The organism is Rahnella sp. Larv3_ips, assembly GCF_003697865.1.
GTDB classification, from domain to species: Bacteria; Pseudomonadota; Gammaproteobacteria; order Enterobacterales; family Enterobacteriaceae; genus Rahnella; species Rahnella rivi.
The window spans coordinates 1165233-1189056 of record NZ_MJIB01000021.1 but is presented as its reverse complement, the minus strand read 5'-3'; the positions used below and the strand labels follow the sequence as shown (position 1 = coordinate 1189056).

The window sequence follows — 23824 nt, the reverse complement described above, 5'->3', positions numbered from 1 at the left end:
CCGGGGGCGGCGGACAGACATTAACTCTGTTGTACGTGCAGACCGTGTTGCACCAGAACGTCCCCCAGGGTGTTCGAGGCATCCATTGATGCGTTGTGGTAAACGTCGAACGTCAGGCCATCCACCGTGCGTTGCCCGGTTTCACTCCATGCGCCATCTGTGCCTATTTGCAGATTCACCAGACTGCCCTCACCGCCTTTAATCACCACTTCATCGGACGGATTGTCTTTCACATTCAGCGCTTCATGCAGATTCAGCGAGATGCTGTTGGTGCCGGAATTACCCAGATCGAAGATGTCGATATGCTCGACTTTCAGCCCGAGCAGCGTCAGATCCAGATGCTGATTGGTGCCTGCCAGCAGCAAGGTATCGATACCGGTTCCGCCGTCGATCAGACCGAAGTCCAGCGTGTGAACCGAGATGGTGTCGTTGCCCGCGCCGCCGATGGCCACGCCGTCAGTTGCCGTCAGGTCGATGGTCACGCCGCCAATGGAGAACGCCGTGTCCGCGTGCGCGGTGGTGTCGGCCGTGGCGGTATCATGCGTGGTCGTCGTTGAGGCGCTGGTGTCCGTCGTTGCCAGCGGAGCGGTCAGCGTGCTGGTGGCGTGCGTCTCTGAGGTATCCGTGGTGGTGCTGGTATCGGTGGTGTGAACCGCCGCCAGCGTATGGGTATCGTCCACTGCCTGCGACGTTGCCATCAGCGTTACAGGTTCAGCCGGTAATGTAGAACCGACCGTCAGCCCGACGTGCGCATCGAATCCGTTACCGGCCGCATCGACCGCTTTCAGATCAATCACCGCCCCGAGCAACGCGGCGAGCAACCCGGTCAGCCCGTAACTGCTCAGCAAGGCACTGCTGAACTTAACGGTCCACGAACCGTCCCCCTGCACGGTCCCTGCCAGCGTATTGCCCAGCAGCGTGACGCTGACCAGACCCCCTTGCGCGATGTTGCGGCTGGTGCCGCTCAGGGTCAGACCCTGACCACCGAGAATGCCGCCCACCACACCGAGCGTCAGCCCGAGTAATGGATTGAGCGCCACCAGCGGCAGTGCGTGTGTCAGCACGCTCAGCGGGTTAGAGATGATGGCGGTGTTGCCCACGGTGTCTGCCACCGACACAGAAACCTGCGTCGAGCCATCTGCCAGCCCTTTCAGCTCTGCCGAGGTAAACGGCACACTCCACGCGCCGTTAGTGATGGTGCCGGTGTGCGTCACGCCACCAATACTGACCGACACCGTGCCGTTGAGCAGGTTGGAGGTCCCGGTAATGTTGGTGTTTGCGCCCGCTTCCGCGGCGTTCAGATAGCCGTCGCCGCCGAACAGTGAGCCGAGTGACAGCGTTGGCAGAGTGTGAATGCCGACCGTTGCCGATGCGCTTCCGCTGGTGGAATGACCGGCGGCGTTAGTGATGGAAGCACCGACATTCAGCGTCCCGTCGAGCAGGCTCGCCAGCGTCAGTTGCGGAACCGCGACGCTGAAGGTGCCATCTGCTTTTACCAGCGCCGTCAGGGTATTGCCGCCGACGTTCAGGGTCACGGTTGAGCCCTGCGCGTTGGTGGTGGTACCGCTGATGGTTTGCGTCAGCAGCGCATCCGCCGCGTTCAGCAGGCCATCGCCAAACAGCGGGTTAAGCGTAATGGTCGGCAGCGACTGCGATACCACGTTGAGCAGATTGGTGACCGACGCCGTATTACCGGAGCCATCCACCAGGCTGGCGATGACCGACTGTGAACCATTGAGAATGGCGCCCAGATCGGTCACCGGCACCGTCACGCTGAACACGCCGCCGACGCCCACATTGGCAAGGTAGTTTTTGCCATTCAGTGAAATCTGCACCTGCGTACCCTGCGCAACGTTGGTCGCGATACCGCTGATGGTCTGGCCGGTCAGCAGGTCAACCACGTTCAGCACGCCATCGCCAAAGACCGGATTAAGAATAATCGAGGGCAGATTGTGGATACCGACATTCAGCCCCAGGGTATTCGACGCCGTGTTGCCCACTTCATCGGTCACGGTGGTGACGATGGTCAGATTGCCGTCCAGCAATCCGGCCAGCTGAAGCGGTGTCAGTGCAGCAGAGAACTTACCGTCACTGCCCACGGTGGCCGTCAGGTTAATCAGGCCGCCGCCGACGTTGATGTTGACCGTTTCGCCAACATGCCCGTTAGTGACCGTACCGCTGATGGTTTGCGTCAGCAGGGCTTCCGCCGCGTTGAGGATGCCATCTGCACCGAAAACAGGATCCAGCACAATTTTCGGTACGGCGTTGATGATGGAAGTGAGCGTACTGCTGCTGGTGCTGGTATTACCGCCGCTGTCAGTGACAGAAACCACCACAGGGAAGGTGCCGTCGCCCAGCGCTGTCAGGTCGCCCGGTTGCAGGGTGATGCTGAATGCGCCGGTACCGTCGGTCGCGCCGAGGAAGGTTTTCCCGCCCAGCGTGACCTGAACCTGCGTGCCCGCAGTCACGCCGCTGACTGTCCCGCCAATCACCTGCGTGGTCAGCGCATCCGCTGCGTTCAGCAAGCCATCGCCCAGTACCGAGGTGAGGTTAATGACCGGTTTCACCAGATCCAGCACCGCATTGGCCACTGCCGAACCGACGTTACCCGCGGCATCCGCCACGGTGACGCTGACTGCCGCGGTCGTGCCACTGAGCAAGCCGAGCACGGACGGCGGAACGGTGACCAGGAAATGCCCCGTTGCATCCACTACGCCATTAATGGTTTGTGTACCGACCTGCACCGCGATGGCCGTACCCGCCGCCACATTCGAGACGGTACCGCTGATGGTCTGATTGACCAGCAGATCGGCGATATTCAGCACGCCGTCGCCAAACACGGTATTGAGCACCACCTCCGGCAGATTGTGGATGGCAATCCCCACCGGAATAGTGGTGGTCGACGTGTTGCCTGCCGGGTCTTTCAGGGTAATGCCCAGACTCAGATTGCCATCCAGCAATGCCGCCAGATCGCCCGGCTGGATCTGAATATTCCAGGTCCCCGCCGTCACGGTAGTGTTGTAGGTTTTGCCGCCAAGCGTCACGGTCACCTGAGTACCGTCAACCGCCGTCGCGACGCCGCCGATGGTTTGCGCCAGCAGCGATTCCGCGGCATTCAGCAGACCGTTGCCACCAAACAGAGGATCCAGCGTGCCCAGCACCGGCAGCGTTTTAATCACGTCCAGATTCAGCACGGACGCGGTCACGTTGCCTGCGGCATCGGTGAGGTTGAGGTTCAGCACCTGCTGACCGTCACCCAGCGCACCGAGCAATGCCGCCGGAATGTTCAGTGACCACACACCGTTCGCCCCGACAATGGCCGACAGCGGCGTGCCGTTGATAACAGTGGACACCACAGACCCCACGCCCGCACCAATCGCCGTCCCGCTGATGGTTTGCGCCACCTGCGATTCCGCCAGATTGAGGAAGCCATCCGTCAGCCCCAGACCGCTGGTGACGTTGAGCGCGAGCAGTTTGTTGAAGAAAATATCCAGACCGGTACTGACGCTGGTGGTGTTACCCGCCTGATCCGTTACCGTCGCCGCCAGTGTCAGGGTGCCGTCGTTAAGCAGCAGCAACTGCGCTGGCGTCAGGTTGAGCGACCATGCCCCGCCCGGCTGAATAACGGCCGTACCGATGGAGGCGCCGCCCAGTGTGACGTTCACCGTCTGACCGTCTGCCCCGCTGGACGTGCCGCCCACCAGTACGTTGAGCAGCGATTCCGCCAGATTAATGACGTTATTCCCGGCCACCACATCCAGCGCCAGCAACGGCGCGGTGGTATCGACGGTGATCGGATGCGGTGTTGCACTACCCGTATTCCCCGCTGCATCTGTCAGCGTTGCGGTAATGACGTTAACTCCGCCGTTAGCCGTTTGTGGCAAGGCCTGCAAATCGGCTGCCGGTACGCTAACTGACCAGGCGCCGCCAGCCTGCACGACTGCCGTGTAGTTTTTACCGTTGAGCGAGACAGTCACCACACTGCCCACGTCGTTATTGTTGTTGTCAACCACCGTACCTGAAATGGTTTGAGCCGATTTCGATTCGGTCGCGTTAAGTGTGTCATTGACGGCAAAGGCGCTGATCGTCAGCACTGGCGCGGTGAGATCTACCAGCACGTTGCTTGTCGCACTGGTCGGTGGAATTAAGGTAGTCGCGGTAATAACCGTGGTTCCGCCATCGGCAAAGTCACTGGCGGGTACTGCAACTGACCAGACACCGCCGGTCACAGTTGCAATATGCGGATCTCCCCCGACGGTAACGGTGACCAAAGTGTTATCCAGGACATTGAGCACCTTACCAGACACCGTAATAGTCGTCGGGCTGCCATCCGCTACGTTGAGAATATTATCACCGGTCACCGGATCGATGGTCAGCGTTGGGGTCACTGGCGGTGTCAGATCAACAGTAATAGCCTGAGGCGCCAGCAGATTTGCTGTGTTACCTGCCAGATCATTCACCGTTGCGGTGATCGTGTCTGCGCTGTCCAGCGTTGCCAGTTCAGCAGGTGTAAAGGTGGCACTCCAGGTGCCATCGCCCTGTACGGTTGCCTGATGGCTGATGCCGCCGACTGAAACCGTTACCTGCTGTCCGGCCTGCACATTCACTGTCGAACCGGTGATGGTTTGCGGATTCTGACTTTCAGCGTAGGTCAGATCGAAACCGGCACCGGCGAATGACGTGACTGCCACGGCTGGCAACTGGGTCACGGCAATCCCGACGTCAGCCGAGGCTGAACCGGTATTACCGCCACCGTCCGTCACCGTGACCGAGATTTGCTGTGCGCCCTGCGGCAGATCGGCGATTTCACCTGAGTTCAGAGAAACCGACCAGTTACCGTTCGCATCCACCGTCGCGCCCGGAATAGGGATCCCCCCGACAAGAACGACCACGCTTTGCCCGGTGCCCGTCACTCCCGTCGTCCCGCTAAGGACAATTGGCGTGGTGGCAGCCGCGGCGGCTTCGGCGGCACTCAGATAACCATCGCCAAACGGCGTGTTGATAGTGACATCCGGTACGGTGAGGTAGCTGGTGAATGGCAGCGTCGCTGGCGTACTGTTGCCTGCGGCATCGGTCACCGTCACGTTAATATCATGCGCGCCACTGCCCAGAGAATTCAGGACGCCCGCAGGCAGACTTACCGTCCAGTCACCTGTGGTCGGATCGACGGTGGCGGTATAGGTGGTGCCGCCGACATCGATGGTTAATTTAACGTTCTGGTTGTCGCCGGTGATGCCGGTGTTACCGGTGATGACATTCACACCCGCGGCTTCGGCGATATTCAGGCTACCGTCAAGGAAAGGCTCATTGATAACAGGTACCGGCCCGGACAGATGCGACGTAAAGCTGATGGTGGCTTCGTTATGGTTACCAACAGAATCGGTCGCCGTGACGGTAATATCATGCTGCGCGGTCGCCAGCCCAAGCGTTGCCAGCTGAACTGGCGTGAGGTTCAGGGTCCAGTTTCCGGTAACCGGATCCACGATTGCCGTAAACGGACTGTCGGTCATGCCCGCGATCGCCACGCTGACGGTTTGTCCTGCGCCCGTTACGCCGGTGGATCCGGTGAGCGTCTGGCCGTTAACATCCGCAGATTCGGCAATGTTCAGCGTGCCGTCACCGAATGGCAGATCAATCGTCGGTTGCGGAATGTTATTGATCCGCACATCCACCGAAGCCGGCAGCACAGAGGCGTTACCCGCACTGTCGGTCACGGTCACCACCACCGGCCAGGTGCCGTCCTGCAAGCCCAGCAACTGCGCTGGCGTCAGGGTAACCGTCCAGGTTCCGGCAGCAGAATCCACCACCACCGGCACTGCGTTACCGTTAATGACCACAGTGACGGTTTGACCCGGCGAGGTGATACCGGTCGTACCGGTAATGCTGCCGCCCGCGGTCGCTTCGTCCAGATTCAGAATGCCATCACCGAATGGCACGTTAATGCCAGCCACTGGCAGAACCTGCGTCACCGACGTGAAATCAAGGGTACCGGACGCACTGGTATTCCCCGCGCTGTCGGTGGCGGTCACGCTGATGGTGTGCGTGTCATCCGTCAGCCCCTGAAGCACGCCGGAAGGCACGGTCGCCGTCCAGGTGCCGTCATTGGCGACGGTGGCCAGCACCGGCGTGCCATCGACAGTGACCAGAACGGTCTGACCCGCACCGGTAATGCCGGTTGAACCGGTGATCAGCTGATTACCTGCCGCTTCGGCGGCGTTAAGAACGCCATCCACAAACGGCGTATTGATGGTCGGTAACGGCAGCGGAGACAGTTCGATATCCAGACTGGCGCTGGAAGACGCCGGGTTACCGGCAACATCCTGTGCCGTCACGGTCACCTGTACGATACCGGTGGTCAGCCCGTTGAGCAGCCCCGGCGCCACGATCGCCGTCCAGCCGAGTCCGTCAGGGTTCACCGTACCGGAAATCGGATCGACCAGCCCCGGCACCGTCACCAGCACAGCCGTTCCCGGCACCAGACCTGAGCTGCTTCCGCTCAGGGTGAAACCGTCGGCTGCTTCACTGATATTCAGGATCCCGTCACCGGCAATCACGCCAATCGTCAGCGTTGGTAACGCGTGCGAGGAGAGCGTGAAATCAGCCGACGTGGTGAGGTTGTTCCCGGCCGCATCGGTCACGCTGACATCGATGGTTTTCGTGCCATCGGTGGTGATGGCCTGCACATCCACGCCCGGAATGGTCAGATTCCAGACACCCGTGCCGTCTGCGGTGGTGGTGTAGTCTTTGCCGTTAAGCGTAACGGTCACGGTCAGGTTTGGATCCGTGGTTCCGCTGACCGGAATACCCAGCGCCGCTTCTGCCAGATTGATGATGTCATCACCGCCGGTATCCACCGTCACGGTCAGGAGCGGTGCGACGGTATCAACCGCCACATCATGCGTTGCCGTGGCGACGTTTTGCGCCACGTCATTCGCGGTGGCAGTAAAGGTGTTATTACCCGCCGGCATCGCCTGAACCTCAGCCGCCGTCATCGGGAAGCTCCAGGTGCCATTGGCCTGCACGGTGGCAGTAAACGTCGCCGTATAGGCTTCGCCGGTGATAACCACGGTGACCGTGCCGCCCACAGGCACGTGGGTGGAGGTACCGCTGACGGTCATCCCCTGATTGTGCTCAACGATATTGATGTAGTCATCGCCGGAAATCGCGTTGATGGTCAGCGTCGGCAGGTCGCCCGGCTGAGCGATCACCGTGGCGTTGTGAGTGGCAGACGCCGGGTTGCCGCTCACATCGGTACTTGTCGCCGTCACGGTCAACGGTCCGTCAGACAAGGTAGCCAGATCCGCAAACGGAACGGTAGCCGTCCAGGTGCCATCCGCACCCACGAGGGCGTTGTAGTCATTACCGTTAAAGGTCACGACCACCGTCTGCCCTTCTTCAAGATTCGTGGATGTTCCGGTGATCGGAATATCCGCGCCTTTTTCTGCCGCGTTAATGTAATCATCGCCCGACACTGACGTGATGGTCAGCGTTGGCAAATCAGCCGCCGCCGCATCGACGCTGAAGCTGTGATTGCCTGTGGTGATGTTACCGGCCGCATCGGTGATAGAGGCTGACAGCGTGTACGTGGTGTCGGCCAGCGCCTGCACCACCGAACTTGGCAGCGTGAAGCTCCAGGTGCCGTCCGGCTGGACGACGGCGGTGTAAGTCACATTGTTGAAATTGAGCACCACGGAAACGGTTTGTCCGGCATCCGGGATGTCAGATGTGCCGCTGATCACCACCGGCTGCAAGGTTTCGGCAGCATTAATGATGTTGTCGATCGCCACCGGATCGAAGTTCAGCACCGGCGGCGTGTAGTCCACGGTGATTGCACTGTTAACTGTGCCCTCATTACCTGCGCTGTCGGTGGCTGTCACCACGATGTTTTGCGGGCCTTCCGTTATCGCCTGCAAATCAGCCGCACTGATGTTTACGGTCCAGATCCCGGTCGCATCGACAGTCGCCGCATGATCCACACCGCCGATATTCACGACGACGGTCTGACCTGCGCCCGTCACGCCGGTGGTACCGGTGAGGGTCTGTTCGGCGCCCGCTTCCAGCTGATTGAGGAAGGTATTGCCAAACGGCGTTTCGATGGTCGGCACCGGAACGTTCTGCGTCGCGAGCTCAATATTGACCGGCGGCAGCGTGGTGGTGTTGCCCGCGGCATCGGTCAGTTGAACCGTCAGCGGATAGCTGCCGTCAGCCGCACCATCCAGCGTATTGGCCGGAATGGTGGTGCTCCAGCTCCCGTCCGGCTGTACTTCTGCAGTATAAGTCTGTCCGTTGAAGGTCAGGGTTACGGTCTGCCCGGCTTCCGCTGCATCCGTGTTTCCGCTCAGGGTGATCGGCGCGCCCGCTTCGGCGGCGTTGATCACGTTGTCCGTCGCGATCGGATTAAGCGTCAGCGGAGGCGGTGTGAAATCGACATTCACAGAACCGGTAATGGAGCCCTGGTTACCTGCGGCGTCGGTGACGTTAACCACCACCGGCGTCGGGCCTTCCGTTACGCCCGTTAAAGTGCCTGCCGGAACGGTGACAGTCCAGGTGCCGTCTGTCGCAACGGTACCGGTCAGGGTGTTGCCGTCAATGATCACGGTCACCGTCTGGCCGTCGCCGGTCAGCCCGGTAGAACCGGTCAGGGTCTGTGCGGCAGCCGCTTCATCAGTGCCTAACTGACCATCGCCGAATGGCGGGTTGAGGGTAGGTACCGGCGGTTGGGTGTAAATACCAATATCCTGCTGCGTGGTCACGGTACCCAGATCGGTAGACACCGTGGTCGCAATCACATGGCTGGTGCCATCGGCCAGACTGGTAAGGTCATTCGCCGGGATCGGCACGGTCCAGTTGCCCTGCGCGTCGGTCGTGGTGGTGTAGGTTTTCCCACCCAGACTGACCGTGACGATCGTGCCCTGCGGCACATTGGACGTCGAACCGCTGATGTTCACACCCGCCGCGGCTTCCGTCACGTTGATATTGTTGTCACCGGCGATGGTATCAATGGAAATACCGCCGAGCGTTGAGTTGACGGTAAACGCATCGCTGCCCTGCGCCGGGTTTCCGGCCACATCCGTCACCGTGGCGTTGATCGTCGCCGGACCGTCGCCGAGTGTCTGCAAATCAACCGCCGGAACAGAAACGCTCCATGCGCCGCTGGCCTGCACGGTCGCGGTGTACTGAAGTGTGCCGATAGTGATGAGAACGGTTTGTCCCGCATCCACATTCGTGGTGGTACCGCTGAGGATTTGCGCTGTCTGCTGCTCCGCGCCATCAAGCGTGTTGTCGCCTGCAAACACCGAGACAGTCAGCGTCGGCAGTAAAGCCGGATCCGCTTTTACGGTGACCGGTGCGGTCGCGGTGCCTGCGTTGCCTGCGGCATCAGTGACGGTGGCGGTCAGGGTGTACGTTCCGTTCGCCACATTCGCCAGTGCATCAGCCGGAATGTTAACGGTCCATGCACCGCCTGCGCCCACGGTACCGCTGTAGGTATGCCCGCCAAGCTCGATGGTGACGGTATCACCCGTCTCACCCGCGCCCGCCGTACCGCTGACCGGAATAATCGCCCCGGCTTCGGCCGCATTGATGGTGCCGTCGCCTGCAACCGGGGTGGTGATGGTGACAACGGGCGCAATGGTATCGACCGATACCGGCACAGAAATGTTGCTGGTGTTGCCTGCCGCATCCGTGACCGCAACCTGCACGGCGGTCGGGCCTTGTCCGACGGCAGTGAGTGCAGATGACGGCACAGACACCGAGAATGAACCGTCGGCGGCGACAACGGCGGCGTAATCCTGCCCGCCAAAGGTCACCACAACGGTCTGGCCGCTGCCGGAAACGCCGGTATTCCCGGTCAGTGTCTGGCTGACGCCCGCTTCGGCGCCATTGAGAATGCTGTCGCCAAATGGCGTGTCGAGTGTGGCGTTTGGCAGATTGTGAATGATGACATTCAGCACATCGCTGCCGGTGACCGGTTGCCCGACGGCATCGGTGGCACTGACAGTAATGGTGTGTTGACCGTCGCTCAGGGTAGCGAGATCAGCCGCAGAAACCTGCGCGCTCCAGCCGCCGCCCACGCCGACCGTCGCGGTATACGTTTTGCCGTTGAGGATAATCGTCACGATGCCGTTGACCGGCACATTGACGGAGGTCCCGCTGATGGTGACGCCCGCTGCCGCTTCCTGAGCATTCAGCTGGTTATCGCCGGTGACCGGATTCACAGACAGACCGCTTAGCGTGTTATCCACGGTGAACGATTCGCTGCCGGTGGCCTGATTTCCGGCCTTATCCAGCACCGCGACATCAATTTGTAATGTGCCGTTAGTCAGTGCGCCCAGCGCTGAAGACGGAATGCTGACGCTCCAGTTGCCATCGGCCTGCACGGTCGCGTTGTACACCACGTTGTTCAGGGTGATATTGACGACCTGCCCGGCTTCAACATGCGTCGTCGTCCCGCTGAGGGTCTGAGCCGTTTGCTGCTCTGCACCATCAAGAATATTGTCGCCAGCAAAGGCGTTCAGGGTGATGGTCGGCGCTAAGGCCGGATCGGCTGCCAGCTGAACATTGGAGGTAATGGTGGTGCTGTTACCGGCTGCGTCAGAAAGCTGTACGGTCACCGGATATTGTCCGTCCGTCACGCCTGCCAGAGCGCCTGCCGGAATGGTCACCGTCCACTGCCCGTTTACCGCCACGATGCCGGTGTAAGGCTGGCCGTTAATCGTCACGGTCACGGTGTTACCGGCTTCAGAAATCGATGCGGTGCCGGTTACGTTAATATCAGCCGCCGCTTCGGCGCTGTTGATGTAACCGTCGCCGGAAACCGGATTGAGGGTCAGGGTTGGCGCGGTGAAATCGACAATGGCGGAACCGCTGAGTGTCGCGGTGTTGCCCGCGCTGTCAGTCACATTCACCACAATCGCATTATTGCCTGCCGGTAATGCCTGCAAATCAGCAGACGGCAGGCTGACCGACCAAACGCCGGCGCCATCCACCGTGGCGTTATAGGTATGCCCGCCAAGGGTGACGGTGACGGTCTGCCCGTCACCGGTTTTGCCGGTGGTGCCGCTCAGCGTTTCAGCCGTTGCCGCTTCGGTAATATTCAGATAACCGTCACCAAACGGCGTGTTAAGGGTGGGCACAGGAGCCTGATTATCCAGGCCAACAGAGATGCTGTTATTCAGCGTGGAGCCATCCAGCGCCTGCACGCTGGCAGAAAGTGGCAGGCCAGCAGGGTCAGCACCCAGTGATTGCAAATCAGCGGATGACAGCGCCAGTGACCATTTGCCGTCTGGCTGAACCAGCGCAAGGCGGACCAGCGAACCGAAAGTCACCGTCACCAGCGCAAACGGCGCGACGCCAAGCGTGGTCCCGGTGATCAAAATACCGTCATTGGTTTCAGTGACGTTGATGACGTTATCGCCGGTCACCGGATCGATGGCGATACCGTTCTGCGAGGCATCCACGTTAAAGGTGTCAGTGCCCGGCGCGGCTTCGTTACCGGCTTTATCAGAGACAGTCGCGGTGATGGTTTGCGGACCGTCACCCAGCACAATCATATCTGCCGCCGGAACAATCACGCTCCAGTTGCCGCTGGCACCCACGGTCGCCGTATAGGTGTGGCCGTTCAGGGTGATGGTGACAATTTGTCCGGCTTCAACGCGCGTGGTGGTACCACTCAACGTTTGCGCGGTCTGGCGCTCAGCACCATCGACAATATTATCCGACGCGAAGGTATTCACCGTGATGAGCGGCGGGAGGGTCGGATCAGAAGCGACGTGAAGGGTGCTGGTATTGGTGATGGCGTTCCCCGCCGCATCCGTCAGTGTCGCGGTGACCACGACATCCTGATTAAGATTGCTCAGCGAACCCGCCGGAATGTTTACGCTCCAGCTGCCATCCGGCTGAACAATGGCGCCCGTATAATCAACGCCGTTAATGGTGACGACCACCGGACGACCGGCTTCGGATACCGACGCCGTACCGGTCAGGGTCATTTGCGATGCGGCTTCCGCCACGCTGATGTAACCGTCGCCTTCCAGCGGATTGACCGTCAGGGTTGGCGCGACGGTATCCACGCTCACCGGCGTGGTGAGGGTGTTGTTGTTACCCGCCGGATCGGTCACGGTGACCACGATATTATTGCTGCCCTGCGGCAGGGTGCCGAGCAGGGATGGCGGAACCGTGACCGTGAAGGTGCCGTCAGACGCGACGGTACCGGTAATTTGCTGGCCGCCAATCGTCACCGTGACGGTCTGGCCCTCGCCTGTCAGACCGGTATTCCCGGTGAGTGTCTGGCTGGTGGCAGATTCTGCGCCATTAAGCGTGTTGTCACCGCCAAAAGCTGGATCCAATGTTGGCGGAACGCCGTGGATCGCCACAGTCAGATCCGGGGTCTGACTGATGGTGTTGCCCTGAGCATCAACCAGGCTGACGGTCACCGTGGTTAAACCGTCGGTCAGCCCCTGCAACTGGGCAGGAGAAATACTCAGGCTCCATCCGCCATCCGCTGTGGTGGTGGTGCGATATTCCTCACCACCCAGCGTCACGGTAATTTGCGTACCGGCAGGCACATTGGAGGTGGTGCCGGTGATCACCAGCGCACTCTGTGCTTCCGTCGCATTCAGCTGTCCGTCGCCCGAAATTGGGTTAACGGTCAATATACCGGCGTTGTCGTTTACCGAGAATTCAGCCGGGGTGATGGTCTGGTTGCCTGCGGCATCCGTCAGGGAAGCGGTCAGCGTGTAGTCGCCATTGGCCAGAGCAGACACGGCATTGGCCGGGATGGTCACCGACCAGCTGCCGTCCGCGCCCACAATGGCGTTGTAATCGACGCCATTAAGGGTGACGACCAGCGTGCGCCCGGCTTCAGACACTGAAGCGGTACCGGTGACCGTCAGCGGTTGCTGATGCTCCACGGCATCCAGAATGTTGTCATTGGCAATCGGGTCAAGCGATACCACCGGCGGCGTTCTGTCGACCACCACGGTGACGCCCTGAGTAACGGAATTGCCATCCGTGCCGGTGACGGTCACCGAAATCACATAGGTGCCATCCGCCAGATTTTGCAGATCGACCGACGGCAGGTTGATGTCCCATTTGCCGTCAGCGCCGACAGTGCTGGTGTAGGATTTGCCATTGATGGTGAGGGTAATCGTCTGGCCTGCGGCCACGTTGCCTGTAGTACCGGAGAAAATCTGCGCGATGCGCGCTTCCGTCGCATTGAGGATGTTATCGCCCGCAAAGGCGCTCAGCGACAATGTGGCAGCCTGACCGGTGTTACCGCCGCCGTTGTTTCCACCCCCGGTATCGCCGCCACCGGTGTTTCCACCGCCTGTGTTTCCACCGCCGGTATTGCCGCCGCCTGTGTTTCCACCGCCAGTACTGCCGCCGCCCGTGTTTCCACCGCCGGTATTACCGCCGCCGTCGCTGCCGCCGTTATTGCTGCTGCTACCCCCGCCGCCGCCACCGCCACCACCTGCGGCAATCGCGATACCGGCACCGAGCGCAACCACGCCCAGAATGGCGCCTAAAACAGCGGGGTCAAAGTTGGAAGAGTCGAGGACCAGGGCACCGACGTCAGGAATGGTTTCATAGGCAGGGACGATCGGGACAGCGCCTGCGGTCGCGCCGGTATCGACAAAGGCCGCGTGTTCGATAGGATGCACGCCATCATCGAAAACCAGCTCGCTGTGATGCCCCTTGCCATCGGTATCGAAGAAGCTGTGATAACGGACCGTGCGCCCATCTTTCATGTGGATGACAAGATCGTTCCCGACGCGCTCGTAGCTTGCGACCGCGTCACGCGTCGCATGCACGCGTACTATGCTGATTTGATTGAGGGTTACGTCCTGGCTGGCGTTTGAAACCTGGGAGATCACCGCACCATTTGTACGAGAAAGAACATCAATAACAACGCTACCGTTCTGAGCCATGTTGTACCCCTGTCTGCATCCAGTTGTTGCTCATATCCGCCACGAACCGCCCCTCCCGTCACAGGGAAGAGCGATTGGCGAACATGAAGACCATTGAAGTAATGGATTAACTTCCAACTGGTGATGAGTGGTACACAGACTGCAAAACGTACAAATAATGATAATAGTGATGCTTTTTATGTGTTTCTGTTTGGTGATTCCGTCATTTTTATCCCGGAAACTCCATAAGTTATATGCATGATTTGAGTTAAGTGCATTAAAAAAATGTTATCTTAAAGATAAAAATTATTCATCAAATTGATATGAAATATAATTTTTGACGGATGTGAAAATCTGGCCTAGCGAGGGATTATTCTGTTAATTTATTGAATTAACATGATTTTATGGGAGATTTACAAAAAGGTAAGCGCGATCATTGTCAAGAAAATCAACCATAAAGAGATAAAAAAAACCATCAAAACGGCTTACCAGTTTTGTGGGAACACATCGTTTTTTTTGAGCTTAATGCATTGAGTACAAAAATAATTAAGACTACGTGCAATCACTGAAACTTATCGTTTCTGATAAACTGTGCGGTCTGTTTAATCTCAGGTGTTTTTTCATGAAGGAAAAGACTCATCATCATGTCAGGTAAATATTTATCGCTGACCTCAACCAATATCACGAGATTCTTTTGGTTGTTCATTTTGCTGCTGGCACTGGGGCTGGGTCTTTACGGGTATAACTACACCAATGCTTATCTGAATGACAAACTGCGCACGGTGCAAACCACCGCCGACCAGTTGCAAAAACGTATCGATAAGTATCGCTACATGACCTATCAGATTTACGACAATTTCACCGGCCAGCCGCTGCCGCCGGACGCCGTGTCTGCGCAGGAAATTCGTCTGCGTCAGGACATGTTCTACGTGTCCAAACCGCGCAAGAAAACAGATGCCCTGATTTTCGGCACTCACGACAGCTCCACGCTGGATCTGACCCTGAAAATATCCGCCTTCCTGGATGAACAGTGGGGCGCGAAAACTCTGCCTTATTCGCTGTATTATCTGAACGGCCAGGATAACAGCATGGTGCTGATCACGACGGTGGCGCTCGAGGAACAGGACTCCCGCCTTAAAGAAAACTATTTCACCAGCACGCTGCAATCGCGACGCGCTGAAATGCTGCAACAGGCGAATACGCTGGACGAACGCGAAAGCTATTCCGGTCTGCGTAAATCCCGGCAGAGCAGCGACTACAGCTTCTCCCTGCGTACCACCTTCAATAACCCCGGCCATCTGGCTACGGTCATCGCGTTTGATATACCGATGAGTGATTTGATCCCGCTGAACATGGCGCGGGACAACTTCCAGCTCAATGGCAGCACGGCCGCCGTCAATGAAGGTGATCCGAGCGACGACAACGCCACCAGCAGCATCACCCTGCAGGGCTGGTCGCTGGTATTTAACGTGCCGCTCAGCAACTCGCCGCTGTCGCTGACTTACCACGTGCCGCTGTTTAGCCTGGTGGTGGATCTATCGAGAAACAACTTCTGGCTGCTCCTCATCAATCTGTTCCTGATCGCACTGGCGATGACCAGCATTTACTTCATCCGTCATCAGTACATCCGCCCGAGTGAAAATATGGCGGCGCAGTTGCACATGCAGCAGGCGCTGAACCAGGAAATCATATCCGGGCTGCCGCTTGGCTTGCTGGTGTACAATTTCAGCAACCACAGCGTGATCCTCAGTAATAAGATTGCCGACCAGCTTCTGCCGCACCTCAGCCTGAATAAAATTGCCAATATGGCCGAGCAACACAACGGCTCGATTCAGGCGACCGTCAATAATGAGGTGTATGAGATCCGCATGATCCGCAGCCAGATTTCGCCGGAAACCTATCTGTTCCTGCTGCACGATCAGGACAAAGAAGTGATGGTGAACCGCACGCTGCAACAGGCGAAGCGCGAGTTCGAGAAGAACCTGCAGGCGCGCAAACTGATGCTGCACAATTTAGGCATCGAACTGAATCAGCCGTTGCAGGAACTGAACGGGCTGGTCGAGTCGTTAGTGGCGGTTGAAGAACCGCGCGAGCGCCAGATGCTTGAGGGCAAATTGCAGGTCGAATCGCGCAATGCGCTGACGCTGGTGGACAACATCACCCTGCTGACGCGGCTGGAAACGCAGGACTGGCAGCCAGCCAGTCAGTCTTATGTGTTATCCGCGATGGTCGATGAACTGCTGCTCGAGGCCCTGCCCCGCTTGAGTCAGAAAGGGCTCGGGTTGCTGAATCATTTCCATATCGCGCCTGAAACCACCTTTGTCGGTGATATGCAGGCCGTGAAAAAAATCCTGTCGCTGCTGCTCGATTACGCCATCGTCACGACGTCCCTCGGCAAGGTCACGCTGACCAGCGAGCAGGACGAAGATCGCCCGGATCAGCTGGTGTTTCACATAACTGACACCGGCAGCGGAATTTCGAAGGAAGAATTGAGCAATCTGAATTATCCTTTCCTGAGTCAGACGTTAGTTGATCGCTTTAATCACGGCTCCGGCCTGACGTTCTTCCTGTGTAATCAGCTGTGTAAGAAGCTCGGCGGTCAGCTGGAGATTCGCAGTAAGCTGAATATCGGCACACGTTATACCGTGCGCGTCAAACAGCGCCCGGAAGCGCAGGAAATTGAAGCGGAACACGAGAAACTGTTGACGGATGTGACGGCGCTGCTGGACATCACGTCTGACGAAGTGCGCGGGATCGTCACGCGGACCATGAACGCCTATGGCGCCGTGTGTATTGTGGCTGACGAGCGCCAGCTGACGCGGGAATATGACGTGCTGCTGACGGATAACCCGCAAAACAGTGACAAATTTACGCTGCTGCTGACCGACGATGAGTCCGGTTTTCAGTCGCTTGAAAAGCATTATATTCGCGTCAATTACAACATCAGCAGTGCGCTGATCGACGCAACCCTACTGTTAATTGAGCAGCAATTTGCTGTGCCTGATGACAGTGTTTCATCCGAAGAAACCGGTGAAGACTCTCTCGACCATTATGAAAATCAGCTAAAATCAAGCGATTACTATCAGCTTTTTGTCGAGACAGTACCGGAAGATCTTGAGAAACTGTATAATGAAAACCAACGTCGTGATTTCACATCACTTTCCCAAACTGCACACCGCCTTAAGGGAGTGTTCGCTATGCTGAACCTGACCCCAGGCAAGCAATTGTGTGAAGAGTTAGAAAAGTACATCGCAGATGGCGATGCATTACAGATTACTGAAACCATCAATCTTATTGATTCTTTTGTCTCCAGACTGCTGCAGCAAGGTAGCTAATCACATGAATACTATGAACGTAATTATTGCTGATGATCATCCTATCGTCCTTTTTGGTATTCGTAAGTCACTTGAACAAATCGAATGGGTGAACGTCGTTGGCGAGTTTGAAGACTCGACTGCACTGGTAAACAGCTTAAGCAAACTTGATGCGCACGTGCTGATCACTGACCTTTCCATGCCGGGCGATAAATTCGGCGACGGCATCACGCTGATTAAGTACATCAAGCGTCACTATCCTCAGTTGTCGATCATTGTTCTGACCATGAACAACAACCCGGCAATCCTGAGCTCGGTGTTGGATCTGGACATTGAAGGGATTGTTCTTAAGCAAGGCGCGCCGACGGATCTGCCTAAAGCGCTGGCCGCACTGCAAAAAGGCAAGAAGTTTACGCCGGACAGCGTGGCAAAATTGCTGGAAAAAATCAGTGCCAACGGTTACGGCGACAAACGCCTGTCTCCGAAAGAAAGCGAAGTTCTGCGTCTGTTTGCAGAAGGCTTCCTGGTCACTGAAATTGCTAAGAAACTGAACCGCAGCATCAAAACCATCAGCAGCCAGAAGAAATCAGCGATGATGAAACTGGGTGTGGAAAACGATATTGCGCTGCTGAACTACCTGTCCTCAATCAGCTCCATGCCGATCGACAAAGACTAGTTTTCAGGCTTTCAGCGACAACACTGACAGCAAAAAAGGCACCTTTCCGGTGCCTTTTCTTATGGTTTTTTTCGACTCAGCTTTCCTGTACAGGCCGCGCTTTACGCACCCGATCGCTGTAATAACTGAGCGTATCGCGCAGCGTTTCCAGCGTCACCGGCTTCGACAGGCAGTTATCCATTCCCGCTTCCAGACACCGCTGACGTTGCTCGGCCAGCGCATTGGCCGTCACGCCGATGACCGGCAGCGTATGCCCCAGCTCGCGCAGTTTTTGCGTCAGGCCGTAACCATCGAGACGCGGCATGTTCACGTCGCTGAGCACGATATCAATCTCATGTGCCCGCATCGCATCCAGCGCATCGACCCCGTCGTTGGCAGTCACCACGATATAGCCCATGGTGCCCAGCTGATCGGCGAGCAGACGGCGGTTGATCGGATGGTCATCCACCACCAGCAGCCGGATGTCGCTGTAGTCCTGCGCCACGGCATTGTCAGCCGCCGGTGCCTGTAATCCGCCCTCTTCCCCGGCCGCCTCAATCTGATAAATCCGGTTAAGCAGCAAGGCGATTTCCAGCGGTGTCGAGGTGCCGTGTACCCAATACCCTGGCCGGGTTTCCACTGGCGGCCCGATATGGTCTATCGAGAATTCAATCTGCGCGCGCAAGGTGCCCATGTGAATAAACGGCGTATCGGTGATCAGCACGTCTTCCGCGCTGGTCTGCTGCTCAGGTTCGTAACGCTGAATGTTCGCGCCGTGATAGCGCAGCAGTTGCATCAGGTAGCTTTCAAGGTAGGCGTTGCGCACATCCAGCAGGACGGTTTTATCCTGCCAGTGATCCAGCGGCGCTTCGGACGGGAATACCGCGCTGTACAGCGGAATTCTCACCGTGAAGGAGCTGCCCAGACCCGGCTCGGATTCGACATCAATATCGCCATCCATCAGGTTGATCAGTTTTTCACAAATCGCCAGCCCCAAACCGGTGCCCTGGAAATGACGCTGCACGCCGGTCCCCACCTGGAAGAAGGGATCGAACAGGCGGGTAATTTCCCGTTCCGGAATGCCGACGCCGGTGTCGCGCACCTGGAATTCAAGATAATTACCGCAGGTTCTGACGTTGAGAACAATGCAGCCGGTATCGGTGAATTTGATGGCGTTATTCAGGATGTTGGAGATGACCTGCTGCAAACGCACCGGATCGCCGTTAAACGACAGCGGCACGTTATGCTCGATAAAGCAGTACAGCCCGAGGCGCTTTTTCACCACCAGCGGCAGATAGTTCCCGGCGATATGGGTGATAACTTCCCGGCAGGAGAACTCCTGAGGCTCAATTTTCAGCTGCTCGGACTCAATTTTGGAGAAGTCGAGAATGTCGCTGATGATTTTCAGCAACAGCGCCGAGGAGTTGTTCATCGCAGTTACCAGGCGGTCAACACCCTGCGGCAGCCCCTGCGTTTGCAGTAAATCCAGGTTACCGATGATACCGTACAACGGCGTGCGCAATTCGTGGCTGACCGTCGCCAGGAACATGGATTTGGACTGGCTGGCCTGCTCGGCGGCGTTCGCCATTTCCTGCAACGACTCTTCCATTCTCACGCGCGCACTGACGTCAATCAGCACGCAGATCGCCACATCTTCGTTACGGTAGCGGGAATGGACAAAGCTCAGCTGGATATTGTTGTTGTTTTTCGTGATGACATCGACGAAGTTCACCTGCTGATCGCAGATGATGCGCGTAATGCGCTGTCGGTCTTCCTGCGTCAACATGCTGATGTAATTGTGCGCCAGCTCGTTACTCAGAATGTTCACGCCGTCGCTGATGCGCAGAATCGAAATCCCCACCGGCGCCGACGCGACAATTTTATGATTGAACTGCTCGTGCTCTTCCAGCCGGAACGCATTCTGTTCGGCGGGTAAAAACATCTTGCGCTCGAACACCCACGCCAGAATGAACAGCAACAGGCCAGAGAAGATATTCAGCAGCACGGCGTTGAATATCATGATCTTAAACCGTTCGATCACAATATTGAACGGCATGGAATACACCACGCTCAATGAGGACGGCGACAGCGGCTTTTTGTAGATCAGGTCTTTGTAGCCGTTCATGTAGCCGAAGTAGGAGCTTTCCTGCGGGTAATTGCCCAGCGCGGCGGTATAGCGGTCACCTTCGGACAGGCTCAGCAGAGGCTGATCGTTCTCATCCAGCAGCGTCACGCCGGTATGTTGCGCGCTCGGCGTGACCAGATCTTCGAGACGCAGATTCTGCTGGATGCCCATCAGCGCTTCCAGCTTATTACCGACAAAAATCGGTGTCAGAACATACAGATAACCGGATTCTTTATTACTGGACTGCGACACCCAGTACAGACTGTTTTCTTTATCCTGATTCTTGCCGTTACGGTATTGCAGGATTTTCTCATGCAGCGATTTCAGCTGATCCTGACTTTCCCGTTCAAAAGGCTCGCTGCTGATACCGAAATCCACCAGACACAGATTCTCACCGCCGATAAAGAATACGCGGTTGAGATCGTAGGCATCGGAAAAGTTGTCTTTCCAGTAGTGGATCATATTGCCGAGCGACGCCAGCGAATTGCGGTAGCTGCCATTGAGCTGTGAGCAGTCAGACTCAGGGAAAAGCGAAAGGTAGGACGGCGGCGTATTCTTGGTACTGATCATCCCGTTAATGATGTCGAGGCCGTTCATTGAATCGCTCAGTCGCTTTTCCGCCATGAACTTAATGCTGCGCATCACGTCGTTGGAATTTTTGATATAGCTCTGCGCCAGATCGTAATTGAGGTTGTCCTCATCACGGATCTCCGACTCTTTGTTGTGGAAGATATTCAGCACATAAAAGGTGGTCAGCAGCACACCCAAAGTCCACAACATAAGCGCCAGCACCCGGAACAGGTAGCGGGAGATCCTCAGCGTTGTACGAAACGAAGCAAGATATTTCAAGGAGTAACCATCGGTGTAACGGCTCGGTGAGCGGAATGTGAATCAGAATACACTATTGGAGGACTTTCTAAAAAATCCCAAATAAATAAAAAAGGCATAACACGTTGCCATGTTATGCCTTTCTGACAACTGACTACGAAAACTTATTCTTCTTCGTCGTCAGCAGGCTGTTCGTCTTCACTTTCTGCTTCGTCTGGCAGATCGGCTGCTTGCGCCGCTTCCAGTTCGCCTGCTTCGGTGGCAACGCCATCCAGCTCTTCGTCTTCAACCGGTTCTGCAACACGTTGCAGACCTACCACGTGCTCTTGTTCAGCGGTACGGATCAGCGTAACACCCTGGGTATTACGGCCAACGGTACTCACTTCAGAAACGCGGGTACGAACCAGTGTGCCGGCATCGGTGATCATCATGATCTGATCGGCTTCATCAACCTGGATCGCGCCGACAACCGGACCGTTACGCTCGCTCACTTTGATCGAGATAACGCCCTGTGTTGCACGGGATTTGGTTGGGTATTCAGCAGATTCAGTACGTTTACCGAAACCATTCTGCGTGACGGTCAGGATGCACCCTTCGCCGCGAGGAATGATAAGCGACACAACGCTGTCGCCTTCGCCCAGACGGATACCGCGAACACCGGTCGCCGTACGGCCCATCGAACGTACCGCTTCTTCAGAGAAGCGCACCACTTTACCGGCCGCAGAGAACAGCATGACCTCGTTTTTACCGTCGGTCAGGTCAACACCAATCAGCTCATCACCCTCGTTGAGGTTGATGGCGATGATGCCAGCGCTGCGCGGACGGCTGAAATCGGTCAGTGCGGTTTTCTTCACGGTACCGCTGGCTGTTGCCATGAACACATGACGGCCTTCTTCGTACTCGCGTACAGGCAGAATGGCGGTGATACGTTCGTTCGGCTCGAGCGGTAACAGGTTGACGATAGGACGACCACGGGCACCGCGGCTGGCTTCCGGCAACTGATAGACTTTCATCCAGTACAGACGACCACGGCTTGAGAACATCAGAATGGTGTCATGGGTATTGGCGACCAGCAGACGGTCGATGAAGTCTTCTTCTTTAATACGGGCTGCTGATTTACCTTTACCGCCGCGACGCTGCGCTTCGTAATCGGTCAGTGGCTGATATTTCACATAGCCCTGATGCGACAAGGTCACCACAACGTCTTCCTGGTTGATCAGGTCTTCGATGTTGATGTCAGATGAGTTCGCCGTAATTTCAGTGCGACGCGGATCATTATACTGATCGCGGATCGCTTCCAGCTCTTCGCGAATGACTTCCATCAGACGGTCAGGGTTGGACAGGATGTACATCAGCTCGGCAATTTGTACCAGCAGCTCTTTGTATTCATCCAGCAGTTTTTCGTGCTCAAGACCGGTCAGTTTCTGCAGACGCAGATCCAGAATCGCTTGCGCCTGTTGTTCAGTCAGGAAGTATTTCCCCTCGTGAATACCAAACTCAGGCTCCAGCCACTCAGGACGGGCTGCGTCGTCACCGGCGCTGGCCAGCATCGCCGCCACGTTACCCAGATCCCATGAACGCGCAATCAGGCCCGCTTTCGCTTCAGCCGGAGATTGTGCAGCACGGATCAGTTCAATGATCGGATCGATGTTTGCCAGGGCGATAGCCAGTGCTTCAAGGATATGAGCACGGTCGCGGGCTTTACGCAGTTCAAAGATGGTACGGCGCGTCACCACTTCACGGCGGTGGCGAACAAACGCAGACAGAATCTCTTTCAGACCCAAAATTTTCGGCTGACCACGGTGTAATGCCACCATGTTGATACCGAAAGAGGTCTGCAACTGAGTCAGCGAGTAAAGGTTATTCAGAACCACTTCACCCACGGCGTCACGTTTGATTTCAATGACAATACGCATGCCGTCTTTATCAGACTCATCGCGCAGCGCACTGATGCCTTCAACACGTTTTTCTTTCACCAGCTCGGCGATCTTTTCGATCAGACGGGCTTTGTTCACCTGATACGGGATCTCGTGAACAATGATGGTTTCGCGACCGGTTTTGGCGTCCGCTTCCACTTCTGCGCGGGCACGGATGGAAATTTTGCCACGGCCGGTGCGGTAAGCTTCTTCAATGCCGCGACGGCCATTAATGATTGCCGCTGTTGGGAAATCTGGCCCAGGGATGTGTTCCATCAGCCCTTCAATGCTGATGTTTTCATCCTCGATAAATGCCAGACAGCCGTTGATCACCTCGGTGAGGTTATGCGGCGGAATGTTGGTCGCCATACCGACTGCGATACCTGACGAGCCGTTCACCAGCAGGTTAGGAATACGGGTTGGCATGACCGCGGGGATCTGCTCGGTGCCATCGTAGTTTGGTACGAAATCGACGGTGTCTTTTTCTAAGTCAGCCAGCAATTCGTGAGCAATTTTCGACATGCGAATTTCGGTATAACGCATGGCAGCTGCGGAGTCGCCATCCACTGAACCGAAGTTACCCTGCCCGTCCACCAGCATGTAGCGAAGTGAGAAAGGCTGAGCCATACGAACGATGGTGTCATAAACTGCGGTATCACCGTGTGGGTGATATTTACCGATAACGTCACCGACCACACGGGCCGATTTTTTATACGCTTTATTCCAGTCGTTACCGAGGACGTTCATTGCGAAAAGTACGCGGCGGTGTACCGGTTTTAAACCATCACGCACATCTGGTAGCGCACGTCCGACAATAACGGACATCGCATAATCCAAATAAGAGTTTTTCAGCTCTTCTTCGATGTTAATCGGTGTGATTTCTCTGGCAAGGTCGCTCATGGAGCTGCTATCCCTCTACTGATTATTCATGGCCGCTGCCCACGTAGGCATATATAGCGCAAAGGTGTAAAACTATACCACAAACCAGCGAAACGTGGAAAACAACCGCCCCCTTTTGGCGAGTATTATCCAACGTCTTTCAAACCTTTGCGCAAAGCACCGCATTTCGTATAAAGATT

Annotated in this window: 5 protein-coding genes; 2 read left to right on the top strand and 3 right to left on the bottom strand. The window is 56.8% G+C overall.

The genetic code is table 11. The features are described 5' to 3' along the window. Positions 1-20: 20 nt before the first annotated feature. On the bottom strand, positions 21-13928 hold the full coding sequence (locus tag ED901_RS24965; protein ID WP_122097564.1) for an Ig-like domain-containing protein: 13908 nt from the start codon (positions 13926-13928) through the stop codon (positions 21-23). Positions 13929-14551: 623 nt separating this feature from the next. Between ED901_RS24965 and rcsD the strand changes: the two genes are divergently transcribed. Together rcsD and rcsB are read left to right on the top strand one after the other, a co-directional pair. Further along, positions 14552-17242, top strand: a complete 2691-nt coding sequence (rcsD, locus tag ED901_RS24960; protein WP_122097563.1) for a phosphotransferase RcsD — start codon at positions 14552-14554, stop codon at positions 17240-17242. 4 nt (positions 17243-17246) lie between these two features. Next, entirely contained in the window at positions 17247-17897 is a 651-nt protein-coding gene (rcsB, locus tag ED901_RS24955; RefSeq protein ID WP_056782307.1) for a response regulator transcription factor RcsB, read from the top strand. Positions 17898-17973: 76 nt separating this feature from the next. Here the strand turns inward: rcsB and rcsC are convergent, their stop codons facing one another. Further along, complete coding sequence (gene rcsC / locus ED901_RS24950; RefSeq protein WP_122097562.1) at positions 17974-20850, bottom strand: two-component system sensor histidine kinase RcsC; 2877 nt, start codon at positions 20848-20850, stop codon at positions 17974-17976. Between the two features lie 143 nt (positions 20851-20993). Then, positions 20994-23645 (bottom strand): DNA topoisomerase (ATP-hydrolyzing) subunit A, encoded by a 2652-nt coding sequence (gene gyrA / locus ED901_RS24945; RefSeq protein ID WP_122097561.1) that lies wholly within the window; start codon positions 23643-23645, stop codon positions 20994-20996. Positions 23646-23824: the final 179 nt, after the last annotated feature.

Bases quoted from the DNA above. Each gene is read 5' to 3' on its own strand.
- rcsB (WP_056782307.1), top strand. From the start codon at position 17,247: ATGAATACTATGAACGTAATTATTGCTGATGATCATCCTATCGTCCTT.
- rcsD (WP_122097563.1), top strand. From the start codon at position 14,552: ATGTCAGGTAAATATTTATCGCTGACCTCAACCAATATCACGAGATTC.
- gyrA (WP_122097561.1), bottom strand. From the start codon at position 23,645: ATGAGCGACCTTGCCAGAGAAATCACACCGATTAACATCGAAGAAGAG.
- ED901_RS24965 (WP_122097564.1), bottom strand. From the start codon at position 13,928: ATGGCTCAGAACGGTAGCGTTGTTATTGATGTTCTTTCTCGTACAAAT.